Annotated in this window: 21 protein-coding genes; 13 read left to right on the forward strand and 8 right to left on the reverse strand. The window is 72.0% G+C overall.

What is annotated here, in order from left to right; translation table 11 throughout:
* Position 1: 1 nt before the first annotated feature.
* From LOZ83_RS14360 to LOZ83_RS14370, 3 genes are read right to left on the reverse strand one after another with little or no spacing between them, the layout of a single operon-like run.
* Positions 2-637, reverse strand: coding sequence for a methyltransferase domain-containing protein (locus LOZ83_RS14360; protein WP_236791058.1), 636 nt, complete (start codon positions 635-637; stop codon positions 2-4).
* A gap of 17 nt (positions 638-654) precedes the next feature.
* Positions 655-2,019 carry an amidohydrolase family protein gene (locus LOZ83_RS14365; RefSeq protein ID WP_236791060.1) on the reverse strand — a complete coding sequence of 455 codons (1,365 nt, stop codon included), beginning with the start codon at positions 2,017-2,019 and terminating at the stop codon, positions 655-657.
* Complete coding sequence (locus LOZ83_RS14370) at positions 2,016-3,179, reverse strand: CoA transferase (protein WP_236791061.1); 1,164 nt, start codon at positions 3,177-3,179, stop codon at positions 2,016-2,018. Before LOZ83_RS14370 ends, LOZ83_RS14365 begins: the two co-directional genes overlap by 4 nt.
* Positions 3,180-3,261: 82 nt before the next feature.
* Here LOZ83_RS14370 and LOZ83_RS14375 point away from each other — a divergent pair, with 82 nt between their 5' ends.
* The 6 genes from LOZ83_RS14375 (at position 3,262) to LOZ83_RS14400 (ending at position 9,540) form a co-directional block, all read left to right on the forward strand.
* The gene (locus LOZ83_RS14375; RefSeq protein WP_236791063.1) at positions 3,262-3,879 is read left to right on the forward strand and encodes a class I SAM-dependent methyltransferase; all 618 of its coding nucleotides are present in this window, start codon (positions 3,262-3,264) and stop codon (positions 3,877-3,879) included.
* A 95-nt stretch (positions 3,880-3,974) separates the two neighbouring features.
* A complete protein-coding gene (locus LOZ83_RS14380; RefSeq protein WP_236791064.1) occupies positions 3,975-5,096 on the forward strand; it encodes an acyl-CoA dehydrogenase family protein in 1,122 nt (373 codons plus the stop codon).
* A 25-nt stretch (positions 5,097-5,121) separates the two neighbouring features.
* Complete coding sequence (locus LOZ83_RS14385) at positions 5,122-6,150, forward strand: SDR family oxidoreductase (RefSeq protein ID WP_236791065.1); 1,029 nt, start codon at positions 5,122-5,124, stop codon at positions 6,148-6,150.
* On the forward strand, positions 6,147-7,391 hold the full coding sequence (locus tag LOZ83_RS14390) for an aspartate aminotransferase family protein (RefSeq protein WP_236791066.1): 1,245 nt from the start codon (positions 6,147-6,149) through the stop codon (positions 7,389-7,391). Before LOZ83_RS14385 ends, LOZ83_RS14390 begins: the two co-directional genes overlap by 4 nt.
* Positions 7,388-7,864, forward strand: coding sequence for a type II toxin-antitoxin system RatA family toxin (locus LOZ83_RS14395; protein ID WP_236791067.1), 477 nt, complete (start codon positions 7,388-7,390; stop codon positions 7,862-7,864). The genes LOZ83_RS14390 and LOZ83_RS14395 overlap by 4 nt, the downstream gene beginning before the upstream one ends.
* The gene (locus tag LOZ83_RS14400; protein ID WP_236791068.1) at positions 7,861-9,540 is read left to right on the forward strand and encodes a class I adenylate-forming enzyme family protein; all 1,680 of its coding nucleotides are present in this window, start codon (positions 7,861-7,863) and stop codon (positions 9,538-9,540) included. Before LOZ83_RS14395 ends, LOZ83_RS14400 begins: the two co-directional genes overlap by 4 nt.
* Here LOZ83_RS14400 and LOZ83_RS14405 read toward each other — a convergent pair whose 3' ends face one another.
* On the reverse strand, positions 9,541-10,479 hold the full coding sequence (locus tag LOZ83_RS14405) for a LysR family transcriptional regulator (protein ID WP_236791069.1): 939 nt from the start codon (positions 10,477-10,479) through the stop codon (positions 9,541-9,543).
* A 136-nt stretch (positions 10,480-10,615) separates the two neighbouring features.
* Between LOZ83_RS14405 and LOZ83_RS14410 the strand changes: the two genes are divergently transcribed.
* Positions 10,616-11,776: a YbfB/YjiJ family MFS transporter gene (locus LOZ83_RS14410; protein ID WP_236791070.1), complete on the forward strand. Its 1,161-nt coding sequence runs from the start codon at positions 10,616-10,618 to the stop codon at positions 11,774-11,776.
* A gap of 12 nt (positions 11,777-11,788) precedes the next feature.
* Here LOZ83_RS14410 and LOZ83_RS14415 read toward each other — a convergent pair whose 3' ends face one another.
* Positions 11,789-12,712, reverse strand: a complete 924-nt coding sequence (locus tag LOZ83_RS14415; RefSeq protein ID WP_236791071.1) for an NmrA/HSCARG family protein — start codon at positions 12,710-12,712, stop codon at positions 11,789-11,791.
* 94 nt (positions 12,713-12,806) lie between these two features.
* On the opposite strand from LOZ83_RS14415, the gene LOZ83_RS14420 reads away from it, so the two are divergent.
* Genes LOZ83_RS14420 through LOZ83_RS14435 form a run of 4 tightly spaced genes read left to right on the forward strand, consistent with a single transcriptional unit; the run spans position 12,807 to position 15,706 of the window.
* Positions 12,807-13,376 carry a TetR/AcrR family transcriptional regulator gene (locus LOZ83_RS14420; protein WP_236791073.1) on the forward strand — a complete coding sequence of 190 codons (570 nt, stop codon included), beginning with the start codon at positions 12,807-12,809 and terminating at the stop codon, positions 13,374-13,376.
* A 30-nt stretch (positions 13,377-13,406) separates the two neighbouring features.
* Positions 13,407-13,928, forward strand: a complete 522-nt coding sequence (locus LOZ83_RS14425) for a pyridoxamine 5'-phosphate oxidase family protein (RefSeq protein ID WP_236791075.1) — start codon at positions 13,407-13,409, stop codon at positions 13,926-13,928.
* A gap of 60 nt (positions 13,929-13,988) precedes the next feature.
* Positions 13,989-14,936 (forward strand): 3-keto-5-aminohexanoate cleavage protein, encoded by a 948-nt coding sequence (locus LOZ83_RS14430; protein WP_236791077.1) that lies wholly within the window; start codon positions 13,989-13,991, stop codon positions 14,934-14,936.
* 11 nt (positions 14,937-14,947) lie between these two features.
* Positions 14,948-15,706, forward strand: coding sequence for an SDR family NAD(P)-dependent oxidoreductase (locus LOZ83_RS14435; RefSeq protein WP_236791079.1), 759 nt, complete (start codon positions 14,948-14,950; stop codon positions 15,704-15,706).
* Positions 15,707-15,718: 12 nt separating this feature from the next.
* Here the strand turns inward: LOZ83_RS14435 and LOZ83_RS14440 are convergent, their stop codons facing one another.
* Together LOZ83_RS14440 and LOZ83_RS14445 are read right to left on the reverse strand one after the other, a co-directional pair.
* Positions 15,719-16,168 (reverse strand): YdeI/OmpD-associated family protein, encoded by a 450-nt coding sequence (locus LOZ83_RS14440; protein WP_236791080.1) that lies wholly within the window; start codon positions 16,166-16,168, stop codon positions 15,719-15,721.
* Positions 16,165-16,965, reverse strand: a complete 801-nt coding sequence (locus LOZ83_RS14445; protein WP_236791081.1) for an alpha/beta fold hydrolase — start codon at positions 16,963-16,965, stop codon at positions 16,165-16,167. The genes LOZ83_RS14440 and LOZ83_RS14445 overlap by 4 nt, the downstream gene beginning before the upstream one ends.
* Positions 16,966-17,045: 80 nt before the next feature.
* On the opposite strand from LOZ83_RS14445, the gene LOZ83_RS14450 reads away from it, so the two are divergent.
* Entirely contained in the window at positions 17,046-17,672 is a 627-nt protein-coding gene (locus LOZ83_RS14450; RefSeq protein ID WP_236791082.1) for a TetR/AcrR family transcriptional regulator, read from the forward strand.
* 4 nt (positions 17,673-17,676) lie between these two features.
* Here LOZ83_RS14450 and LOZ83_RS14455 read toward each other — a convergent pair whose 3' ends face one another.
* Complete coding sequence (locus tag LOZ83_RS14455; protein WP_236791084.1) at positions 17,677-18,426, reverse strand: SDR family NAD(P)-dependent oxidoreductase; 750 nt, start codon at positions 18,424-18,426, stop codon at positions 17,677-17,679.
* Between the two features lie 86 nt (positions 18,427-18,512).
* Between LOZ83_RS14455 and LOZ83_RS14460 the strand changes: the two genes are divergently transcribed.
* Positions 18,513-19,343, forward strand: coding sequence for a helix-turn-helix transcriptional regulator (locus tag LOZ83_RS14460; protein ID WP_236791085.1), 831 nt, complete (start codon positions 18,513-18,515; stop codon positions 19,341-19,343).
* Positions 19,344-19,487 lie beyond the last annotated feature (144 nt).

Here is a 19,487-nt window from a genome sequence, read left to right on the forward strand (position 1 = left end):
GCTAGCGTCGTTCGACGGTCGCGAACCAGGCCGGTGCGCCGTTCTCGTCGTGGAATCGCGTCTGTACCCGCTCCGGTTCGATGGACACGACATCCCATCCCTCGCCGAACGCCGCCCTCAGCGCGGCCTGCGTGACGGGATGCGGGCCGGTGTCCGGACCTTGGTCGCTGAAGCACACCACGTACACGGTTCCGCCCTGCTTGATCACCGACGCCAGGCTCGCGGTGTAGACGGGTTGCTCGTCGGCGTCGAAGGTGTGGAACAGCGCGCAGTCCAGGATCGTGTCGAACGTGCGCCCCAGACAGTCCAGGTGGAGCGCGTCGGCCACCGCGAACTCGGCCTCGCTCCCGCGCTCGGCCGCCTTCTCGCGGGCCATCGCCACCGCCGTCCCGGCCACGTCGACGCCCAGCACGGGCAGGCCTAGCGACGCGATGTGCAGCGTGTTCTCGCCGGTCCCGCAGCCCGCGTCGAGGACCGTTCCGGTGAGCCCGCCGGTCGACGCCAGGCGCACGACGGCCGGCTGGGGGCGGCCGGTGTCCCAGGGCGCGGGTTCGTGCTGGTAGGACGCGTCCCAGGGCAACCCGGTCATCCGCTCGTGACTGGTCGGCCGCCGGCCGCCGAATGGATCCTCACACATGGTCGTCCCCTCCCCGGTCATCGTGGCACGCCGCCGATGAAGGTCGCACGCACCAGTTCCGCCGATGGCTTCCGCACCGCGGTGGCCAGTGGCGCCCGCAGCAGGACCAGGTCGGCGATCGTGCCGAGGGCGACCCGTCTCGGCGGGCCGCCGGGATCGGTGGGGTCACTGAGATATCCCGCCAGTGCCCGGCCGACGTCGATCCGTTCCGCCGCGCCGACGGTGCGACCGGCGGGTGTCTCGCGATGCGCGGCCGCGTGCATGACGGCCCACGGGTCGAGCGGGCCGTACGGGGCGTCGCTCGAGGCTGTGCAACGGATCCCGGCCGCGACGAGCGACCGCAGGCGGTACAGGTCGGGGTGCTCGGCGGCGGGGATGTCGCGCAGGTAGTCATCGCCGCGATCGGCCAGGAAGCCGGGCTGGGTGACGATGCGCAGGCCCAGCTCCGCGATCCGGGACAGCAGTTCGGCGGGGACGAGGGCGGCGTGCTCGATCCGGTCGCCGGCCCGGGTGCCGGTCTCGTCGAGGGCCGCGAGCAGCAGCGCGAGTGCCTCCCGGGTCACGCAATGCACTGCCACCGCCCGGTTTTCGCCGTGTGCGGCGCGGATCTTCGCGGTCAGCGCGTCGTACTCCGGCAGGTCCGAGTCGGCGAGGACGATCTTGTACGGGCCCGCCGCGGGGTGGCCGAGCGGTGCCCCGAGCAGCAGCACGCGCTGGGGCAGCGCATCACCGGTGAGGGCGGCGACCGCGGCCGGGTCGAGGTCGGGGGTGGCGTCGGTGACGGCGGTGATCCCGAGCCGCGCGAGCCGGGTCCCGGTCGCGGTGAGATCGGGTGGCCAGGCGGCGGGCAGATGCGCGCGCAGCCAGTCGTCCGCGCGCCACAACCGCCCGGTCGGTACGCCGTGCTCGTCACGTTCGATGCCCGGATGATCGCCCGCGGCGAGCCCGAGCGCCGTCGCGCCCGCTCCGTTGACCATCCACAACGCACCGCTGCGGTGCTGGATCCGGACCGGACGCGCGGGGTGCAGGCGATCGAGGATGCCGGCGTCGAGCGGCCCGGCCACCGACTCGTGGTAGCCGATCCCGCGGATCCAGCCGTGCTCGTCGGCGACCGCGGCCGCCAGCGCGGCACGCAGCCCCTCGGCGGTCCGGACCCGGGGCGGTCCACAAAGGACGGACCGGGCCCTGGCGGCGATCGCGTACAGGTGCAGGTGGTGGTCGCAGAGCCCGGGCAGCAGCGCCCCGCCCCCCGCGTCGAGCACCGGCTCACCGGGCCGCCGGTCGAGCGCAGGGGCGATCTCGGTGATGGTGCCGTCGCCGATCCGGACGTCGGCCCGGCGTTCGCCCTCGAGTTCGGCGTCGCGGATCAGCAGCCCGGTCATGAGATTCCCAGTTCCCGCAACACTTCCGCGGTGTGCGCGCCACTGGCGGGTGCCGTTCCGGCGACGGTGCGGCGGCGCGGAGCGGCCGGTGTTCCTTCGACGAGCGGAGAGCCGGGCAGCGCCGGGTCCAAAGTGGACGCGACGACGTCGGCCATGGCCACGTCGTACAACACACCCTGGCCGTCGTCCGGGGCGGTCCGGGCCAGTTCCGTCGCGACCAGCCCGGTGAGCGGGTCCGCGATCGCGTCGCCACAGAAGTACGGTGTGCCGTCCTCGCCGCGCGCGACCAGACCGTTCGCGGCGGCGACGTCGTCGCCGAAGCCGACGCGGTCCGACTTCCGCCCGTACGCGGTGATCGACACCCAGATCGTGCCCGCCTCAGCGGCGGCCAGGGCGTCGAGGCCGAACCTCGCCAGCGCACGCGGACGAGACGCTTCGATCACGATGTCCGCCGTCTCGACGAGCCGCGCCAGTGCGCGGCGTCCGGAGGCGGTCTCCGGGTCCAGCACGACCGACCGGTGCCCGGCGTGCAGCAGCCGATAGAACTCGGGTTCGCCGCGGCGCGCGCCGTCCGGCCGTTGCGGCGTCTCGACCTTGACGACATTCGCGCCGAGGAGACCGAGCAGGTGCGCGCACAACGGGCCCGCCCACAGCGAGCTGAAATCCACCACCAGCAACCCCGCGACCGACCGCGTCCGGTCCGGCCGGGGCGAACACGGGCGCTCGGCCGGGACACGGATCGGCCCGGCGGCGAGCCCGAGCGGGGTCGCTGCCTCGACCAGCTCGTCCCCGGTGTGTTCGGCGACCCAGTGGGCGATCGCGGGCCACGGATCAGCGGGCAACTCCGCGCCGACCAGCGCGCCGAACAGCAGCGGATCGTCCGGCCGGGCACAGGACATGGCCGCCCAGCCGTCGGCCGCCGGCAGGATCCGGCAGCTGCCGCCCACCGAAACCGCCCCGCGACGGTGGTGCCCGGTGAAGGCCGCCCGTTCGGACAGCAGCAGCGCGCCGTCGACGGGCAGCGAGCACCGCGCGGCGACCTCCCGGGCGAACGTCGCCGCCCGCCCCGGCGGGACCAACGGTGGTCCGGTCGCCGGCCCGGTCAGCGCCACGACGCCACTGCGCACCCAGTCCGCGACCGGATCGGGTTCGGCCGACATGTCCTGGGATGTTACGGGGTTGCCGGCGATCGTGAACGGCGTGTGAACGCACCCGTTCCGGTGCGCTGGTAAGACCGGCGCCATGAAACTCAACGCATTCGAGCGGGCCGCGATGAACAACCCCATCCGGGCCGCGCACCAGCATCACCGCGAGGCATCCTGGTTCCGGCGGCTGGCCGGCGGCACGCTGTCCGGGCAGCACGTGCTCGAAGTCGGGTGTGGCCGCGGGGTCGGGGTCGAGGTGCTGCTGGACCGGCTCGACGCCGGCCAGGTCACGGCGTTCGACCTGGACTCGTCGATGGTCGAGCTGGCCCAGCGGCGCCTGCACAGCCGCCCGGACGGGGCGGTGTCGCTGTCGGTCGGCGACGTGTGCGAGATCGAGCAGCCGGACGCCACCTTCGACACGGTCGTCGACTTCGGGATCATCCACCACGCGCCGGACTGGCAGACCGGGGTCGCCGAGATCGCGCGTACCCTGCGGCCGGGCGGGCTGCTGCTGTTCGAAGAGGTGCCCCGCTGGATGCTGGACACCTGGGCGATGCGCACGCTCACCGTGCATCCGCGGGAAAACCGCTTCGAGGCGGCCGAATTCGCGGAGGAACTGGCGCGGCACGGCCTGCACGGCACCGGCCGGCTGCAGCGGCGCGTCGGCGGGTTCCTGTTCGTCGGCGCGGCGCGCAAGACCGGTGCGGCGAAATAGCCGGAGAGTATCGCCATATTCGTTTCTCCGATCGCGACCGGGCACCCGCGGGTGCCCGCCTAGCGTCAACGGCGACCGGGCGATCGGGAGGGGATGTGACGCGCTTTCTGCACCGCGAACGGCAGACCCTCGACGAACTGCTGCCCGGCCTGGACGAACGACTGGCCGGCCTCCCACTGTCCACACTGGAAGGGCGGGAGAGCCCCGGGCCGGAACTGTTCCGCGAACACGGCGGGCCGGGGCTGCTCGTGCCGCGAGAGCATGCCGGGCTCGGGGTGGACCCGCTGCGGGCGGTGCGGGTGCAGCGGGCGATCGGCGCTCGGTCGCCGTCACTGGCCGTGGCCACCACGATGCACCACTTCTCCATCGCCAGCCTCGTCGAGACGAGCGAGCACAGCGCCGGGTTCGAGTGGATGCTGCTGGAGGCCATCGCGCGCAGCGGGCTGCTGGTGGCGTCCGGGTTCGCCGAAGGCCGCACGGGGCAGGCGATCCTGGCCCCGACGATGCGCGCGCAGGAGCGCGACGGCCGGATCGTCCTCAATGGATCGAAACGGCCGTGCAGCCTGGCCCGGTCGATGGATCTGCTCACCGCGTCGGTCGCGCTGGCCGATGGCCGGCTGGCCATCGCGCTCATCCCCAAGGACACGCCCGGACTGACGGTCAAGCCGTTCTGGGACAGTTTCGTGCTCGCCGGCGCGCAGAGCGACGAGGTGGTGCTCGACGACGTCGAGGTACCGCCGGACCTCGTGGTCCGCACCGAAGCCACCGCCGCGCGGCCGCTCGATGACCTGCAGACCACCGGGTTTCTCTGGTTCGAGCTGTTGATGTCGGCGGCCTATCTGGGGGCGGCGAGCGCGCTGGTGGAACGGGTGCTCGCCACGCCGAAGGCCGACGCGAGCGTGCGCGCCGGGGTGCTCGTCGAGGTCGAGGGCGCGATGGCCGCGGTCGAGGGCGTGGCCCGCGGGATGTCGGCCGAGCTGCGGGGTGAGGCGGCGTTCGCGCAGGCGCTGGTGTGCCGCTACGCGACCCAGGACGCGATCGGCCGCGCCGCCGGCCGCTGCGTCGAAGCGCTGGGTGGCATGGCGTACCTCGGTTCCGGCGACGTGGCCTACCTCGCGTCGGCCGCCGCGGCGCTGGCCTTCCATCCGCCGGCCCGGGCGCCGATGGCTCAGCCACTGTGCGACTACTACAGCGGAAGCCCACTGCGCGTGTCCTGATCCCCCAGCACTTTCGAGGAGACCTGTGAAGCGCACGATCCTGCTGACCGGCGCCAGCGGTGTGGTCGGTGCCGCCCTGCTCCCCCGCCTGGCGCGGCACCGGGTCATCTGCCTGGTCCACCGGAACAAGCCCGAAGCGGCCGAGATCGTGCTGGGGGACCTGACGATCCCGGGCCTGGGATTGGACTCCTGCACGTACCGGAACCTGGCGCGCGAGGTCGACGTGGTCGTGCACTGCGCGGCGACCACGGACTTCAGCGCCGGTGCCGACCCGACTCGGGAGCTCAACGTGACCGGCACGGCGCGCCTGCTCGAATTCGCCGCCGACGCGGGAGCGACGCTGCACTACGTCAGCAGCGCGTTCGTCGCCCGGAGCGAGGCGAGCCGCGCCGACATCGGGGACGGCACCGCCGATCCGCGGGACTACCTGGCGTCCAAACGCGCCGCCGAACAACTCGTCCGCGACAGCGGGATACCGGGCACGATCCTGCGGCCGTCGGTGGTGATCGGCGATTCCGCCACCGGCGCCATCGCGAAGTTCCAGGCCCTGTACCTGCTTGCCGCCGCGATCGTGCGAAAGACGTTGCCGCTGCTGCCTTTGCGGCCGGACGACCGGGTGGACCTGGTGCCGCAGGACGTGCTCGCCGACGCGGTCGCCGCGGTGGTGAAGCACGACGTGCGCGGGGCCGAACACTGGATCACCGCGGGGGAAGCAGCGCTGACCGCCGGCCGGGTGGTCGAGCTGATCGTGGCGGCGGGCGACCGCGCCGGGCTCGACGTGCGCGCGCCGCGGCTGGTGGACCCGGAGATGGTCGACCGGCTCGTCCGGCCCGCGTTCCTGGAGCATCTGCCGCCGGTGACGCGCCGCCGGTTCGAGGACATGCTCGCGATGACCGCGCTGGTCGCCGGTGCCACGGCGTTTCCGGCGACGCTGGCGGAGATCCCGGGCTGCCGGCCCATCGAGACGCCCGTGCTGGCGTGCGCGTTCGACCGGTCGATCGGCCATCTGATCGGTGCGATGGGCTGGGGCCGGTCCGGGGAGAGCGCCGCATGACGCTCGATCAGCGCCACGTTCCGGACGTCTACCGCCGGCACCTGAGCGTCGGCCGGGTGCGCCTGGCGACGGTGACCGGTGGCGCGATGGAGGTCCGCTCGGCCGGGAGCCGCGTGTACGACGCGGACGGCGTGGAGTACCTGGACTGCGGCGGCTACGGGGTTTTCCTTGTGGGGCACTGCCATCCCCGCGTCGTCGACGCGGTGGTGGCGCAGATCCGCACCCACCCGCTGGCCACGCGGCTGCTGCTGGAACCGGCCGCGGCCACCGCCGCCGAGGCGCTCGTCTCGGTCGCCCCGGCGGGGCTGCCGCGGGTGCATTTCGTGAATTCCGGCGCGGAGGCGACCGAGACCGCGATCAAACTCGCCCGCGCGCACGGGAAAACCCGGTTGGTGTCGATGGTGAACGGGTTCCACGGGAAGACCGCGGGTGCGCTGAGCCTGACCGCGAACGGCCTCTACCAGGATCCGTTCCGGCCGCTGCTCCCGGACGTGTGCCACGTGCCCTACGGCGACGCGGCCGCCCTCGGCGCGGTGCTGGCCGCTGCGCCGGGCCGGGCGTGCGTTTTCGTGGAACCCGTGCAGGGCGAGGGCGGCGTCGTGTTCCCGCCGCCGGGGTACCTCCGGGAAGTCGCCGGCTTGTGCCGCGCCCACGGTGCCCTGCTGGTGCTCGACGAGATCCAGACCGGGCTCGGCCGCCTCGGTCATTGGTGGGGAGCCGAGCGCGACGGCGTGGCGCCGGACATGCTGCTGGCCGGCAAGAACCTCAGCGGCGGCGTGATTCCCGTTGCGGCCGTGCTGGCCACCGACGAGGTTTACGCGCCGTTCAACAAGGATCCGTTCCTGCACAGCTCGACGTTCGCGGCCGCGCCGGTGGCGATGGCCGCGGCGGCGGCCACCGTCGCGACCATCCGGGACGAAGGTCTGGTGGAGCGCGCCGCGCGCCTGGGCCGCCGTTTGCTGCCCGCGCTGGGCCGGATACTCGACGAGCACTGTCCACAATTGACGGTCGAAGTCCGCGGCGCCGGGCTGCTGATCGGGATCGAACTGGCCGACGAACACGTCGCCGGGGACTTCGTGCTCGAACTGATCAACCAGCGGGTGCTGGTCAACCACTCGCTCAACGCCCACCGCGTCATCCGGCTGACGCCACCGGCCGTGCTCACGGAGTCCGATGTGGACCGGTTGCTGACGGCTTTCGCCACCACCGCCAGTGTCGTCGGGAAGGATCACCAGAGATGAGAAGCGTCCGGCTGGAAGCCCTTGTCCCACAAGGGAACGCGGCCGTCCTGTTCGAACGGATCAGTGATTTCCCCCGCTACGCCGACTACACCGACGCGGTCCGCGAGGTGAGCATCGACCGCACCGACGGGGATCTGGTGACCTCCACCTGGTCGGTGAACTTCCGCAACGGCATCCTCCGCTGGCGCGAGCGCGACCAGATCGACGCGGACGCGCTGCACATCGTGTTCGAGCAGATCGACGGTGACTTCGAGCGGTTCGACGGGAGCTGGCGGGTCACGCAGACCGGCGAGGACGCCACGGTGGTCTTCGTCGCCGAGTTCGATCTCGGCATGCCCAGCCTCGCCGCCATCATCGACCCGATCGCCGAACGAGCGCTGCGGGAGCACACGCAAGCCGTCCTGCGCGGCCTGCTCGGCGAGCACATCATCTTCCCCGGCCCCGATCGGCAACCACAGGAGATCCCCTCATGACCACGTCCGAACCGGCCTTCCTGAGCCAGTACGCGCCGACCCGGTTCCGCCGGGCGATCACCCCGTTCTCCCGGGTGCCGGCGACCGCGCGGATGGGCGAGAGCTGGCACGTCGCCGCCGAACGCGCCGGCGGCCAGCGGGTGATCATCGACCGCCCGGCTGACATCGACCCGGCCGGCCCCACCGACCGGGACTATGCGGGGTGGGCCACGCTGGTCGATCAGGCCGCCAGCTGGCTGTACGAGGCGGGCGTCCGGCCGTGGGACCGGGTCGCGATCCTGAAGTCCAACCACCTCGACGTCGCCATCCTCGGCTGCGCCGCCGCGCGGCTGGGCGCGATCCCGGCCATGCTCGCCTGGACCCACACTCCCGAGTTCGCCCGCGCGCTGCTGACCCGGCTCGAACGGCCGTTCCTGATCACCGACCAGGCCCAGCTGGCGTCGTGCGAGCTGGACCCGGAAACCCTTGCCACGCTTACCACTCGCACCATCGCGGTCGACGGCAACGACGGCCGCCCCGACGTCACCGCGCTGGACGACCTGCGCGGCGCGGGCTCCGCCCCGGTCCACCCGCGGGAGCCCGAGGAACCCATGGTGATCACCCACACCTCCGGCACGACCGGCATCCCGAAGCTGGTCATGCATTCCGCGCAGTCGATCCACTCGCTGGCGCTCGTCGAGGCCGAGCGGTGGCCGCTGGTCGCGCTGCGCCCCAGCGACACGATGGCCTACTGCGACCCGTTCTGCCACCAGCGGATGGCGACCGCGCTGGCGGCCATGGTGACCGTGACGCCGCGGATGCTGATGCTGTCCGAGCCGCAATCACCGGGGCTGAAGCAGTTGCTCGTGGACAACGCGCCCACCGTGGTCGAGACACTGCCGAACATCTATCTGTCGTGGGAAAGTCTCGCGCGCGACGAAGCCCGCCCGTTCCGCAATGTCCGGGTGTACATCAACTCCTTCGACGCCATCCACACCCGCACCATCCGGACCTTCCTCGACGCCACCGACCGGCGCGTGCCGCTGTGGATGCAGTCGTGGAGCCAGAGCGAGGCCGGGGCCATCGTCATCCGGCCGTACCTGCGTTCGTCGGTGCGCCGCGTCGGGCACCGGCCGCCGCCGACCCAGGTGCTCGGCTGGCCGGTGCCGTTCCTCGGCAAGATCCGCGCCGTGGACCCGGACACCGGCAAGGAGGTGCCGCGCGGGCAGGTCGGGCTGATCGAGATCGCGCAGCCCGGCCGTTCCCTCGCCTACGTCGGGGAACAGGACCGGCACGATCTCAAACGCGACGGCTGGTGGTGGAACACGGGCGATCTCGGCGTGATCAACCGGTTCGGCGCGGTCCGCCTCGTGGACCGCGAGATCGACCGGATCCCCGGCGCCAGCGCGATCGAGCTCGAAGACGTGCTGCTGGACCGGCTCCCGCAGACGACCGAAGTGGTCATCCTCGCCGTCGAGGGCATGAAACCGGTGCCCGTGCTCAGCACCACCGACGACCTGCCGCTCGACCCTATCGAATGGAAGGCCGCCGTCGCCGATCTCCCGGAGCTGGCCGACCCGGTCCAGGTGCGCTGGGCCGAATTCCCGCGCACGGCTACCTGGAAGATCCGCCGGGTCGCGCTGCGGGAACAGCTTTTCTCCGGCACCCGTCCGATCGGGATCGGCCGCTGGACCTGATCAGTCCAGCGCGCCGCGATGCGGGTCGCCGGCGGGCAGCCACCAGCGGGTCGCCGGGGCGCTGGTCCACCGGCGGCCGCGGGCGTAGGCGACCAGTGCGTCCGCCACGTGCCGGACGTTCGCGCGGTCGTCACCGGTGCGGTGCAGCAGCGACCAAGTCCACAAAGGAACGGGATCGCCGACCGGGCGGTGGCCCAGGCCGGGCGGGGTCACCGCGGTATGCCGTTTGGGTGACGCCAGAACTGGCGCGTTGATCCGCCGCACATGGGCGAAGAACGCCTCGCCGGTGACGCCGCCATCCTGGATCTTCGCGATCCGCGCGCCCGCGTCCTCGGCGAACTCGATCGCGAACCGGTTCCACGACGACCAGGCCGACTCGTCGGCGTCCACCAGCACGGTCAGTTCCCTGGCCGCCACCGGATCCGTGGACGTCATCGCGGGCAGGACCGCGGGCAGCGGCTCCGCCCGGACCAGGTGCGCCACCAGGCCGCGGTCCGCGGCGTCGCGCGCCCCGATCCAGGCCAGCGCGAGGTCCAGGCTGCCCTCGGCGACCCGGTCGGCCTGGGCGTGGGACGGCAGGATCCAGTCGTCGACGCGCACCGCCGCCGCGGGCGCGACCAGGGCTTGCACGTTGTCGGGCAGCCAGCTGACGTAGCCCAGCCGCAGCGGGCTCGTCTCCGTGGCGGTGGCGCGGGCCCGCTGGGCGGCGTCGTCCGCGAGCGCGAGGATCTGGCGCGCGTCGGTCAGCAGGGACCGGCCGGCTTCGGTCAGCTCGACACCACGGCGGTCGCGGATGAACAGCTGTGCGTCCAGATCCCGTTCCAGTGCAAGGATCTGCTGGGAGAGCGCGGGTCCGGAGATGTGCAGCCGCCCGGCGGCGCGGCCGAAGTGGAGCTCGTGGGCGACCGCGACGAAGTACCGGAGCTGCCGTAGTTCCATATCGGTTGAGCTTAGGTGTTGCCTGGGCGACACCCCCGGCTGCTCGTGTCCGCCCTACCTGCGACGCGAAGCGGCGCTTACCAGCGGTCGGCGACAGGTCGTGGACGCGGTGCGCGCGCCCGGTTTCGCTGGACACATGATCTCGTTACCGGACAAGGAACTCCGGTCCGGCCGGTGGCACGCCGTGCGGGGCGCCGCGGCACTCGCGGCCGCGATGGGCATCGGACGGTTCGTCTACACCCCGATCCTTCCGCTGATGACCGCGCAGGCCGGGCTGGCTCCCGCGGCGGGGGCGACGCTGGCCACCGCGAACTACGCCGGCAACCTCGCCGGCGCGCTGGTCGGCATGGTCGCGCCCGCGCTGGGCCGCTCGGCGCTGGTGCACCGTGGTTCGCTGGTCCTGCTGACCGCGACCCTCGCCGCGATGCCGTTCACCACCAGCGTTTCCGGCTGGTCCGCGCTGCGCCTGCTCGCCGGTTTCGCCAGCGGCGCGATCTTCGTGTTCGCCGTCGGCTCGATCCTCAGCCACCTGCGCGATCACCTGCCGGGCTGGAGTTTCAGCGGGGTCGGCGGCGGAATCGCGCTGTCCGGCGTCCTCGTGCTCCTGGTCCGGACCATCGGCGACTGGCGCCTGGCCTGGTGGGCGACGGCGGTGCTGTGCGCCGCGTTCGCCTCCCTCGCCTGGCGGCTGCGTCCCGAAGCCACCCCAGAAGCCGTTGCGGCGCAAGCGATCCGGCCGCGCACCCACCGCTGGTTCGGCACGCTGTTCGCCAGCTACACCCTCGAAGGCATCGGCTACATCATCGCCGGCACGTTCCTGGTCGCCGCCATCGGGCAGAGCTCGCCCGGCTGGCTCGGCGGCGCCGCGTGGATCCTGGTCGGCCTGGCCGCCGTGCCCTCGTCGGTGCTGTGGGCCCGGCTCGGACGGCGCTGGACCCGGCCGGACCTGCTACTGGCGGCGCTGCTGGCGCAGGCGGCGGGCATCGCGCTGCCCGCGCTGGCCGGTGGTGCCACGGCCGCCCTGATCGCGGCGTTCCTGTTCGGCGCCACGTTCCTCGGCGTCAGCAACCTCGCGCTCGCGGCCGGCACACACCTCCGGGTGCCGCGTGCGGTCGCCCTGCTGACGGCGGGCTACTCCCTCGGCCAGATCCTCGGACCGCTGGTCGCCGCGCCGCTGCTGCGGCACGGCTACCACCAGGCGCTCGTGCTGGGCGCGCTGATCGTGCTCGCGGCCGCGGGAGCGGCGGGCCTGCTGCGGATCGGGTTCCCGCACCGGATGCCGGAGTGCGCCGGCTGACCGCGCCGCCGGTCAGGCCGCGGGCCGCAGGTGTTCCTGTGCCCAGGTGTCGAAGCTGGTGAGCGGGATGCCGAGATCACTCGCGTCCTGCGGGCGGGCCAGCTGGCCGGCCTGGTTCATCCACGCGTGCGTGGCACCCATCCCCGTCATCCCGGCGGCCAGGGCCTGCTCCTCGGTCATGTCCGGCGCGGACAGGCGCGTGCCCAGGGCGCGGGCGAGGACCTCGGCGATCTCGGTCATCGACAGGTAGTCGCTCGCCAGCTCCAGCTCGACCCCGTCGAACTTCTCCGGCGCGGTGATGGCGGCGGCCGCCGCGCTGCCGATGTCGTCCACTGCGACCAGGGAAAGCCCGGTGTCGGGGTTCAGGATGGTCACGAGGCCGCCCTCGACGCCGCGCGGGAACAGGAACCGCATGGCCGGGCGGAAGTTGTCCATGAAGAAGCCGGGCTTGAGCAGCGTCCAGTGCGGGAAGCCGGCCGCGCGGAGCCGGTCCTGGATCACGCTCTTGGCGCCCAGGGTGCGCTCCGCCGCGGGCCAGTGGCCTTCCGCGAAGCCGGGAAACCCGGTGTGCTGGCCGGCGCCGGAGACCGAGGTGTGCACGAACTGCGGCACCCCGGCGGCGAGCGCGGCCTCGATGGCGTTGATGCCCTGGGTCACCTCCCCGTCGAAGTCGAAGCCGTCCGCGGTCAGGGCGGGCATCTGCACCGAGAACACGGCGCGGGCACCCTTGGCGGCCCGGATCACGGAATCGCGGTCGTCCAGATCGCCGGTGACCAGTTCGGCGCCGAGCGCCTCGACGGCTTTCGCCCGGTCGGTGCCCGGGTCGCGTACCAGGGCCCGGACGGGAACGCCCGCCGCGAGCAGGGCGCGGGCGGTGGCGCCGCCCTGCCTGCCGGTGGCCCCGATGACCAGGACGGGTGCGGACGCTGTGGACATGCTGCTCCTCCGGTTCGTAAATGGCGGGTCCCGCCGTTTCTCTGCCGGTAGAATATGGCGGGGCCCGCCACTTGGCAAACCTGGAGGTCATGTCATGCCCGAGCACCACCGCGCGGACGCCCGGCGCAACTACGCACTGATCCTCGCCGTGGCCGAGGAGGAGGTCGCCGTCCACGGCGCCGGCGCCTCGCTGGAACAGATCGCCCGCACGGCGGGCGTCGGCTCGGCGACCGTGCGCCGGCACTTCCCCACCCGCCGCGCCCTGCTGGAGGCCGTCTCCCGCAAACGGATCGACGCCCTGTGCGGGCGCGCCCGCGAACTGGACGGCCAGGGGGACAGCCGGAGCGCGCTCCTGGAATGGCTGGGGGAGGTCGTGACCTACTGCGTCTCCGCCCGGGGCCTGGCACCCGCGCTGGCCTACGACGGCACCGGGCCCGACCCGGCGCGCGAGAACCAGTGCTCGGCGGCACTCGAAGAGGCGGGCAGCCCCCTGCTGCGCCGCGCCGCCCAGGATGGCGCGGTGGCGAAAGGCGTCACGGTCGCGGACCTGATCGCGCTGATCGTCGGCATCGCACTGACCACCGAGCACTACCCCGACCCCGCCGCCCAGGCAGACCGGCTGTTCCGGCTGGCCATGGCGGGAGTGAGCCCGGCTGACCGATGAGTTCGGGGACCGCCGGTGGTCTGTCCGGTCATGACTGATCCGACACCTTCCGAAACCAAGAACCTGGACCGCTACGGCTCCCCCGCACTCGAGTGGAGCCGAGCCCACGACGCGCTGGCCGGCGACCCGACGGCCGACGTCACGTGGTTCCTCGGCACCTGCCGGCCGGACGGCACACCGCACGCCGCCGGGGTCGGCGCGCAATGGCGTGACGGCTCCCTGTTCTTCACCAGCAACCCCGACGCCCGCAAGGCCCGCGATCTGGCGGTCAACCCGCGCTGCACGATCTCCGTGCGGCTGCCGGGGATCGACCTCGTGCTCGACGGGTCCGCGGAGCGGGAAACCGATCCGGCGACCCTCGAACAGGTCGCCGCCGGATACCGCGATGGCGGCTGGCCGGCCGAGGTCGGCAACGGTGGGCTGACCGCGCCGTTCAGTGCCCCGAGCGCCGGGCCGCCGCCCTGGTTCGTCTACCGCTTCACCTTCCACACCGTGGTCGGTGTCGCCACCGCCGAGCCGCACGGCGGCACCCGGTGGCGGTTCGAACGCTGAACCTGGTAGACAGGCCCCCTCCATTGTCCGTATGTTGAACTTCGATTTCGTCATCCGGACATGATGGAGGAGCCCGTGATCGCCGCCGATCGCGTGATCATCAGTACCGCCGTGACCGGCTCGGTCCACGTGCCGTCGCAGAGCGACCATCTTCCGTTGAGCCCCCAGGAAATCGTCGCGGAGTCGCTGGCCGCGGCGGAGGCCGGGGCCGCCGTCATCCACCTGCACGCCCGGCATCCCGACGGCCGCCCGGCCTTCGAACCGGCCGTCTTCGAGGAGATCATCCCGCCGATCGCCGAACAGTGCGACGCGGTCATCAACATCACGACCGGCGGGGCGTCGTCGATGACGATCGAGGAGCGGCTCGCCGCGGCGACCCGGTTCAGCCCCGAGCTGGCGTCGCTCAACATGGGGTCGATGAACTTCGTCTTCTCCGGTATCGCGGACAAGGTGACCCACTGGAAGCACGCGTGGGAGAAGCCGTATCTGGAGAACACTTACAGCCACCCGTTCATCAACTCGTTCGACCAGATCGAGTACGCCTTGCGCGAGCTGGGCGAGCGGGGCGGCACGAGGTTCGAGTACGAGTGCTACGACATCGGGCACCTGTACACGCTCGCCCATTTCGCCGAGCGCGGGCTCGCCAAGCCGCCGTTCCTCATCCAGGGCGTTTTCGGGGTGCTCGGCGGGATCGGCGCCGACCACGCCAACCTCACGCACATGGTGACGATCGCGGACAAGCTGTTCGGCGACGAGTACCACTTCTCCGCGTTCGCCGGCGGGCGCAACCAGATGTTGTTCTGCACGCACAGCGCCTGGCTGGGCGGACACGTGCGGGTCGGGCTGGAGGACGGCCTCTACATCGGCCGGGGCGAGCTGGCGAAGAGCAACGCGCAACAGGTGGGCAAGATCCGGGAGATCCTCGCCGACCTGGGCCGGCCGCTCGCGACCCCGGACGACGTCCGGCGGATGCTGGCCCTCAAGGGCGCCGCGAACACCCGCAACTGAGAGGAAAACCCTTGTCCGACAACGCATCCGGGCTACTTGCCGGCAAAGTCGTGCTCGTCGTCGGTGCCAGCACCGGGATCGGGGCGGATGCCGCGCGGATCTTCGCCGAGGAAGGCGCTTCGGTCATGCTGGCCGCGCGTTCGGCGGACACGCTCGCGGCGCTCACCGAGAAGCTCGCCGGGGATGGGCACGACGTCGCCTACACCGCCGGCGATGTCAGCGTCGCGGCCGATGTCGCGCGGTTCGTCGGCGACACGGTCGCCCGGTTCGGCCGGCTCGACGGCGCGTTCAACAACGCGGGCATCAACCAGTACGGCCGCCTGGACGAAGTGTCCGAAGTGGACTTCGACCGGCTGATGGCGGTGAACGTCAAGGGAACCTGGCTGTGCCTGCGCGAGGAGGTCCGCGCGATGGACGGCGGTTCGATCGTCAACACGAGCAGCATCGGCGGGATCCGCGGCAGCACGGGGCTCGGCGCGTACCAGGCGTCGAAGCACGCTGTCATCGGCCTGACCCGCACCGCGGCGCACGACTTCGGACCGCTCGGCATCCGGGTCAACGTGCTCGCCCCCGGCCCCACCGAATCTCCGATGCTGAAGCAGTGGCGGCTGGACGATCCGGCAGCTGTCGAGCGCCGGATCAACGCCGTCCCGCTGCGCAAGGCCGGCACGCCGGCCGAGGTGGGCAATGCCGCCGCCTGGCTGCTGAGCGACCGCGCGAGTCACATCAGCGGTGCCGTGCTCCCGGTGGACGGTGGCTTCACCGCCTAGCCGCGCAGCCGCCTAGCTCCGGCGGCGGCCCTCGCGCAGCATCCCGGCCGCCTGGGTGATCCGCCGCTGCCGCGTTTCGGGCTTCTTCGCGTCTTCGATCCACAACGTGTAGGCGCGCTTGTGGCTGTAGGACAGGGATTCGAAGAACTTCCCGGCCGTCTCGTCCGCGGCGAGCGCTTCGGCGAGATCGGGCGGCACGGTCACCTCACGCGGTTCGGTGTCGAGTTCCAGTTCGACGTCCACCTGGTCGCCGGCGGCGATCCCGGCGCCTTTGCGGTGTTCGGCACTGACGGGCAGCATGAACTGCCCGCCCATCGATCCGACGCTGCTGCGGTAGCCGTACCCGTTGATCGTGACGCGTACCGCCGGGCGCTTGCCGCCGAGCGCGGCGACGACGTCGTCGGGCACCGGGATCCCGGTCGCGGTCTTGCCGTTCTGTTGCAGTTCGGCGGTGAATCTCACGGCTCCTCCCGCAGGAACCGGGTCAGCACGGGCGCGATCGCCTGCGGTTTCACCATGTGGTTCTGGCCAGGCAGCACCTGGTGCCGGGAATCGGGCAGCGCGGCCGCCACCGCCCGCACGGAGTTGAGCATCCACTGTGGACTCTTGCCGCCCGCGGCGGCCAGCGCCGGGATCTTGACCGACTCGTACTTCCCGGCGGGCAGCGGGTGGCCGTGCTGCCCCTCGTCCATGATCGTGAGGTCGTACGGGATCGTGTGCGCGACGCCTTTCAGCTTGGCCCACACGGGAAACACCGGCATCACGGCGAGCATGAAGCCCGGCACCCCGACCTGCCGCATGAACATCTTGACCGCCTCGGTGCGCCGTCCCGCGGCCACCGCCGCCTCGACCCGGGCGGGATTGCCCTCCGGCAGCGGCTCACGGCTGTCGTCGACGATGAACGGCGGTTCGTACACGGCCAGTTTGGTGATGCCGGGGATCCGCGACGCCGCCTCGAGCGCGAGCCCCGCGCCCGAGGAAATCCCGTACACGTAAGCGGTGCCACCGGCCTCTTCGATGACGGCTTCGAGGTCTTCGACTTCGCGCTCGACGGCGTACGGCAAGGTGTTGCCGCTCTCGCCGCGGCCCCGGCGGTCGTAGGTGTAGACGGTGAAGTCGCTCTTCAGCTGTTCCGCGAGTGGCCGGCTCGGGCCGGACGCCCGGTAGCACAACGCGCCGTCCACCAGGACGACGGCCGGTCCCGCGCCGGATCTTTCGTACGCGATGGCCGTGCCATCGCGGGAAGTCACAGTTGTCATGGTCCCCTCCCAACGAGTGTTGCCAGCACGGTACTATTTCGAGTACTAGACCGTCCAGTACTATTCGTTGGGAGGCCTCGATGCCCGAGGACACGAGCCGGTCGGGCCGCAAGCGCCAGGCGATCGTCGGGGCCGCCACCGCGCTCTTCCTGAGCAAGGGCTACACGGACACGAGCATGGACGAGGTCGCCGCGGCGGCCGCGGTGTCCAAGCAGACGGTCTACAAGCACTTCGTGGACAAGGAAAAGCTGTTCAGCGACATCGTGCTCGGCACGCTCGCCGACGTCGCCGAGCCGTTCGCGACGGAGATCCAAGCGCTCACCGAGACCGAAGACGTCGAGAAGGAACTCGGCGAGCTGGCCCGCGGCTATGTCGCGGCGGTCCTGCAGCCGCGGGTGGTGCAGCTTCGGCGGCTGGTCATCAGCGAGGCCCGGCGGCTGCCCGCGCTCAGCCGCGCCTACTACGAACGGGCCCCCGAACGCACGCTCAACCGGCTGGCGGACTGCTTCGCGCAGCTGGCCGGGCGCGGCGTGCTGAAGGTCGACGACGCCTCCGTCGCCGCCGAGCACTTCGCGTTCCTGGTCCTGGGCCGGCTGCTGGACAAGGCGTTGTTCTACGGGCAGCCGGAACCGGTGGCGAAGGCCGATCTCGAGCGCTCGGCCGACGCCGGGGTCCGCGTCTTCCTCGCCGCGTACCGGCCTCGCTGACCCCTCAGACCGCCGCGCCGCCGGTGACCGGCAGTACCACGCCCGTCACGAACGACGCGCGGTCGCTGAGCAGCCACGCGGCCGCCTCGCCGATCTCCTCCGGTGCGCCGGGCCGGCCGAGCGGGATGCCCCCGGTGATGCGGTCGATCACGCCCGGGTCGTGGTCGTTCCACTCCTCGACCATCTCGGTGAGCACCAGGCCCGGGGCGATCGCGTTGACCCGGATCCCGGCCGGCGCGTATGTCACGGCCGCCGATTCGGTGAGGCTGTTGACGCCGCGTTTGGCCGCCCCGTACGCCGGCAGGGCCGGGTTGGCGTGCAGGCTGCCCACGCTGCTGGTGTTGACGATCGCGCCGCCTTCGGTCATGGCCTTCACCTCGGCCGACACGGCGTAGAAGACGCCCTTGAGGTTGACCCGCATGATGCGGTCGAAGTCGTCCTCGGGGAAATCCGCGATGGGGTGCGGCGGACCGTTGACCCCGGCGTTGTTGAACGCGACGTCGAGCCGCCCGTGCCGCTCGACGACCGTCTGCACGGCGTGCTCGATACTGGTCAGGTCCGCGAGATCGGTGACCACGTAGGACGCGCCGGGGATGTCCTCGGCGACGGCTTTCAGGGCGTTTTCGGTGCGGGCGGCCAGGACAACCGTCGCACCTTCGCGGGCGAACACGCGAGCCGCGGCGGCCCCGATCCCACGGCTGGCCCCGGTGACCAGCGCGATCTTGCCGGACAGGATTCCGTTGTTCTGTGTCATGACCCCAGCGTGCGGCGGAGCGGGTGTCCGGTGGCAGGCCCTGGCGATACCTGGCTGAACCGCCGGGCCTGGGTCATCCTGGATGAGTGGACAAACACGAGCTCGGCCGGTTCCTGCGGCTGCACCGCGAGCGGCTGACCCCGGCGACGGTGGGGCTGCCGGCGGCGGGGCCCCGCCGCACACCGGGCCTGCGCCGTGAGGAAGTGGCTCAGCTGGCGCACATCTCGACGCAGTACTACACCCGGCTGGAGCAGGCCCGCGGGCCGCAACCGTCGCGGCATGTGCTGGCCGCGCTCGGCCGGGCGCTGCGCCTGAACGACGCCGAACGGGACCTCCTGTACACGCTCGGCGGCCAGCAGGCCGAACCGCCGGGGCCCTCCCCCGACGTGCCGGACCGGATCCTGGATCTCATCGAGCGGCTGCCGCACACCGCGGCGCTCGTGCTCGACGCGAAGTACGACATCCTGGCGTGGAACCCGCTCGCGGCCGCGCTGCTGGAGGACTTCTCGGCGCAGCCACGCCGGGAGCGCAACATGATCCGACGGTATTTCCTGGACCCCGTCCGCGGGCACTACGGCATGACGGGCGACGGTGACTTCGGCCAGTTCGCCGCCGGACACCTGCGGGCCGCCGCCGCGCGCTACCCCGACGACCCCGCGACCCAGGGGCTCATCCGTGACCTCCTGCGCCACAGCCCCGAGTTCGCGGCGCTGTGGCCCAGCGGCGAGGTCTCCGACCGGCGGCACCTGCTCAAGACCATCGACCACCCGCAGCTCGGCCGGATCGAGCTGACCTGCGACATCCTCGTCATCCCCGAACGCGACCAGCATGTGGTGCTGCTGACCGCCGAACCCGGCACGCCGGCGCACGACGCCCTGCAACTGCTGTCGGTGATCGGCCTGCAACAGTTCACCTGACCGGCGTCTCGGCGGCCGCCTGCTCGGGTACCCGCACACCGGTGAAGGCCGGCCGCCGGCGCACGGCAGCCGTCCAGCCCGGCGGGTGCGACCGCTCCCGGCCATCGCGTCGCCGCCATATGCACGCCGGGGACCTTGTTCTGT

Source organism: Amycolatopsis sp. GM8, from assembly GCF_021653975.1.
GTDB lineage: Bacteria > Actinomycetota > Actinomycetes > Mycobacteriales > Pseudonocardiaceae > Amycolatopsis_E.

What these genes read in the sequence shown, in the direction of transcription:
- LOZ83_RS14360 (WP_236791058.1), bottom strand. Translation starts at nt 637, where the DNA reads ATGTGTGAGGATCCATTCGGCGGCCGGCGGCCGACCAGTCACGAGCGG.
- LOZ83_RS14365 (WP_236791060.1), bottom strand. Translation starts at nt 2,019, where the DNA reads ATGACCGGGCTGCTGATCCGCGACGCCGAACTCGAGGGCGAACGCCGG.
- LOZ83_RS14370 (WP_236791061.1), bottom strand. Translation starts at nt 3,179, where the DNA reads ATGTCGGCCGAACCCGATCCGGTCGCGGACTGGGTGCGCAGTGGCGTC.
- LOZ83_RS14375 (WP_236791063.1), top strand. Translation starts at nt 3,262, where the DNA reads ATGAAACTCAACGCATTCGAGCGGGCCGCGATGAACAACCCCATCCGG.
- LOZ83_RS14390 (WP_236791066.1), top strand. Translation starts at nt 6,147, where the DNA reads ATGACGCTCGATCAGCGCCACGTTCCGGACGTCTACCGCCGGCACCTG.
- LOZ83_RS14395 (WP_236791067.1), top strand. Translation starts at nt 7,388, where the DNA reads ATGAGAAGCGTCCGGCTGGAAGCCCTTGTCCCACAAGGGAACGCGGCC.
- LOZ83_RS14400 (WP_236791068.1), top strand. Translation starts at nt 7,861, where the DNA reads ATGACCACGTCCGAACCGGCCTTCCTGAGCCAGTACGCGCCGACCCGG.
- LOZ83_RS14405 (WP_236791069.1), bottom strand. Translation starts at nt 10,479, where the DNA reads ATGGAACTACGGCAGCTCCGGTACTTCGTCGCGGTCGCCCACGAGCTC.
- LOZ83_RS14410 (WP_236791070.1), top strand. Translation starts at nt 10,616, where the DNA reads ATGATCTCGTTACCGGACAAGGAACTCCGGTCCGGCCGGTGGCACGCC.
- LOZ83_RS14415 (WP_236791071.1), bottom strand. Translation starts at nt 12,712, where the DNA reads ATGTCCACAGCGTCCGCACCCGTCCTGGTCATCGGGGCCACCGGCAGG.
- LOZ83_RS14420 (WP_236791073.1), top strand. Translation starts at nt 12,807, where the DNA reads ATGCCCGAGCACCACCGCGCGGACGCCCGGCGCAACTACGCACTGATC.
- LOZ83_RS14425 (WP_236791075.1), top strand. Translation starts at nt 13,407, where the DNA reads ATGACTGATCCGACACCTTCCGAAACCAAGAACCTGGACCGCTACGGC.
- LOZ83_RS14430 (WP_236791077.1), top strand. Translation starts at nt 13,989, where the DNA reads ATGATGGAGGAGCCCGTGATCGCCGCCGATCGCGTGATCATCAGTACC.
- LOZ83_RS14445 (WP_236791081.1), bottom strand. Translation starts at nt 16,965, where the DNA reads ATGACAACTGTGACTTCCCGCGATGGCACGGCCATCGCGTACGAAAGA.
- LOZ83_RS14450 (WP_236791082.1), top strand. Translation starts at nt 17,046, where the DNA reads ATGCCCGAGGACACGAGCCGGTCGGGCCGCAAGCGCCAGGCGATCGTC.
- LOZ83_RS14455 (WP_236791084.1), bottom strand. Translation starts at nt 18,426, where the DNA reads ATGACACAGAACAACGGAATCCTGTCCGGCAAGATCGCGCTGGTCACC.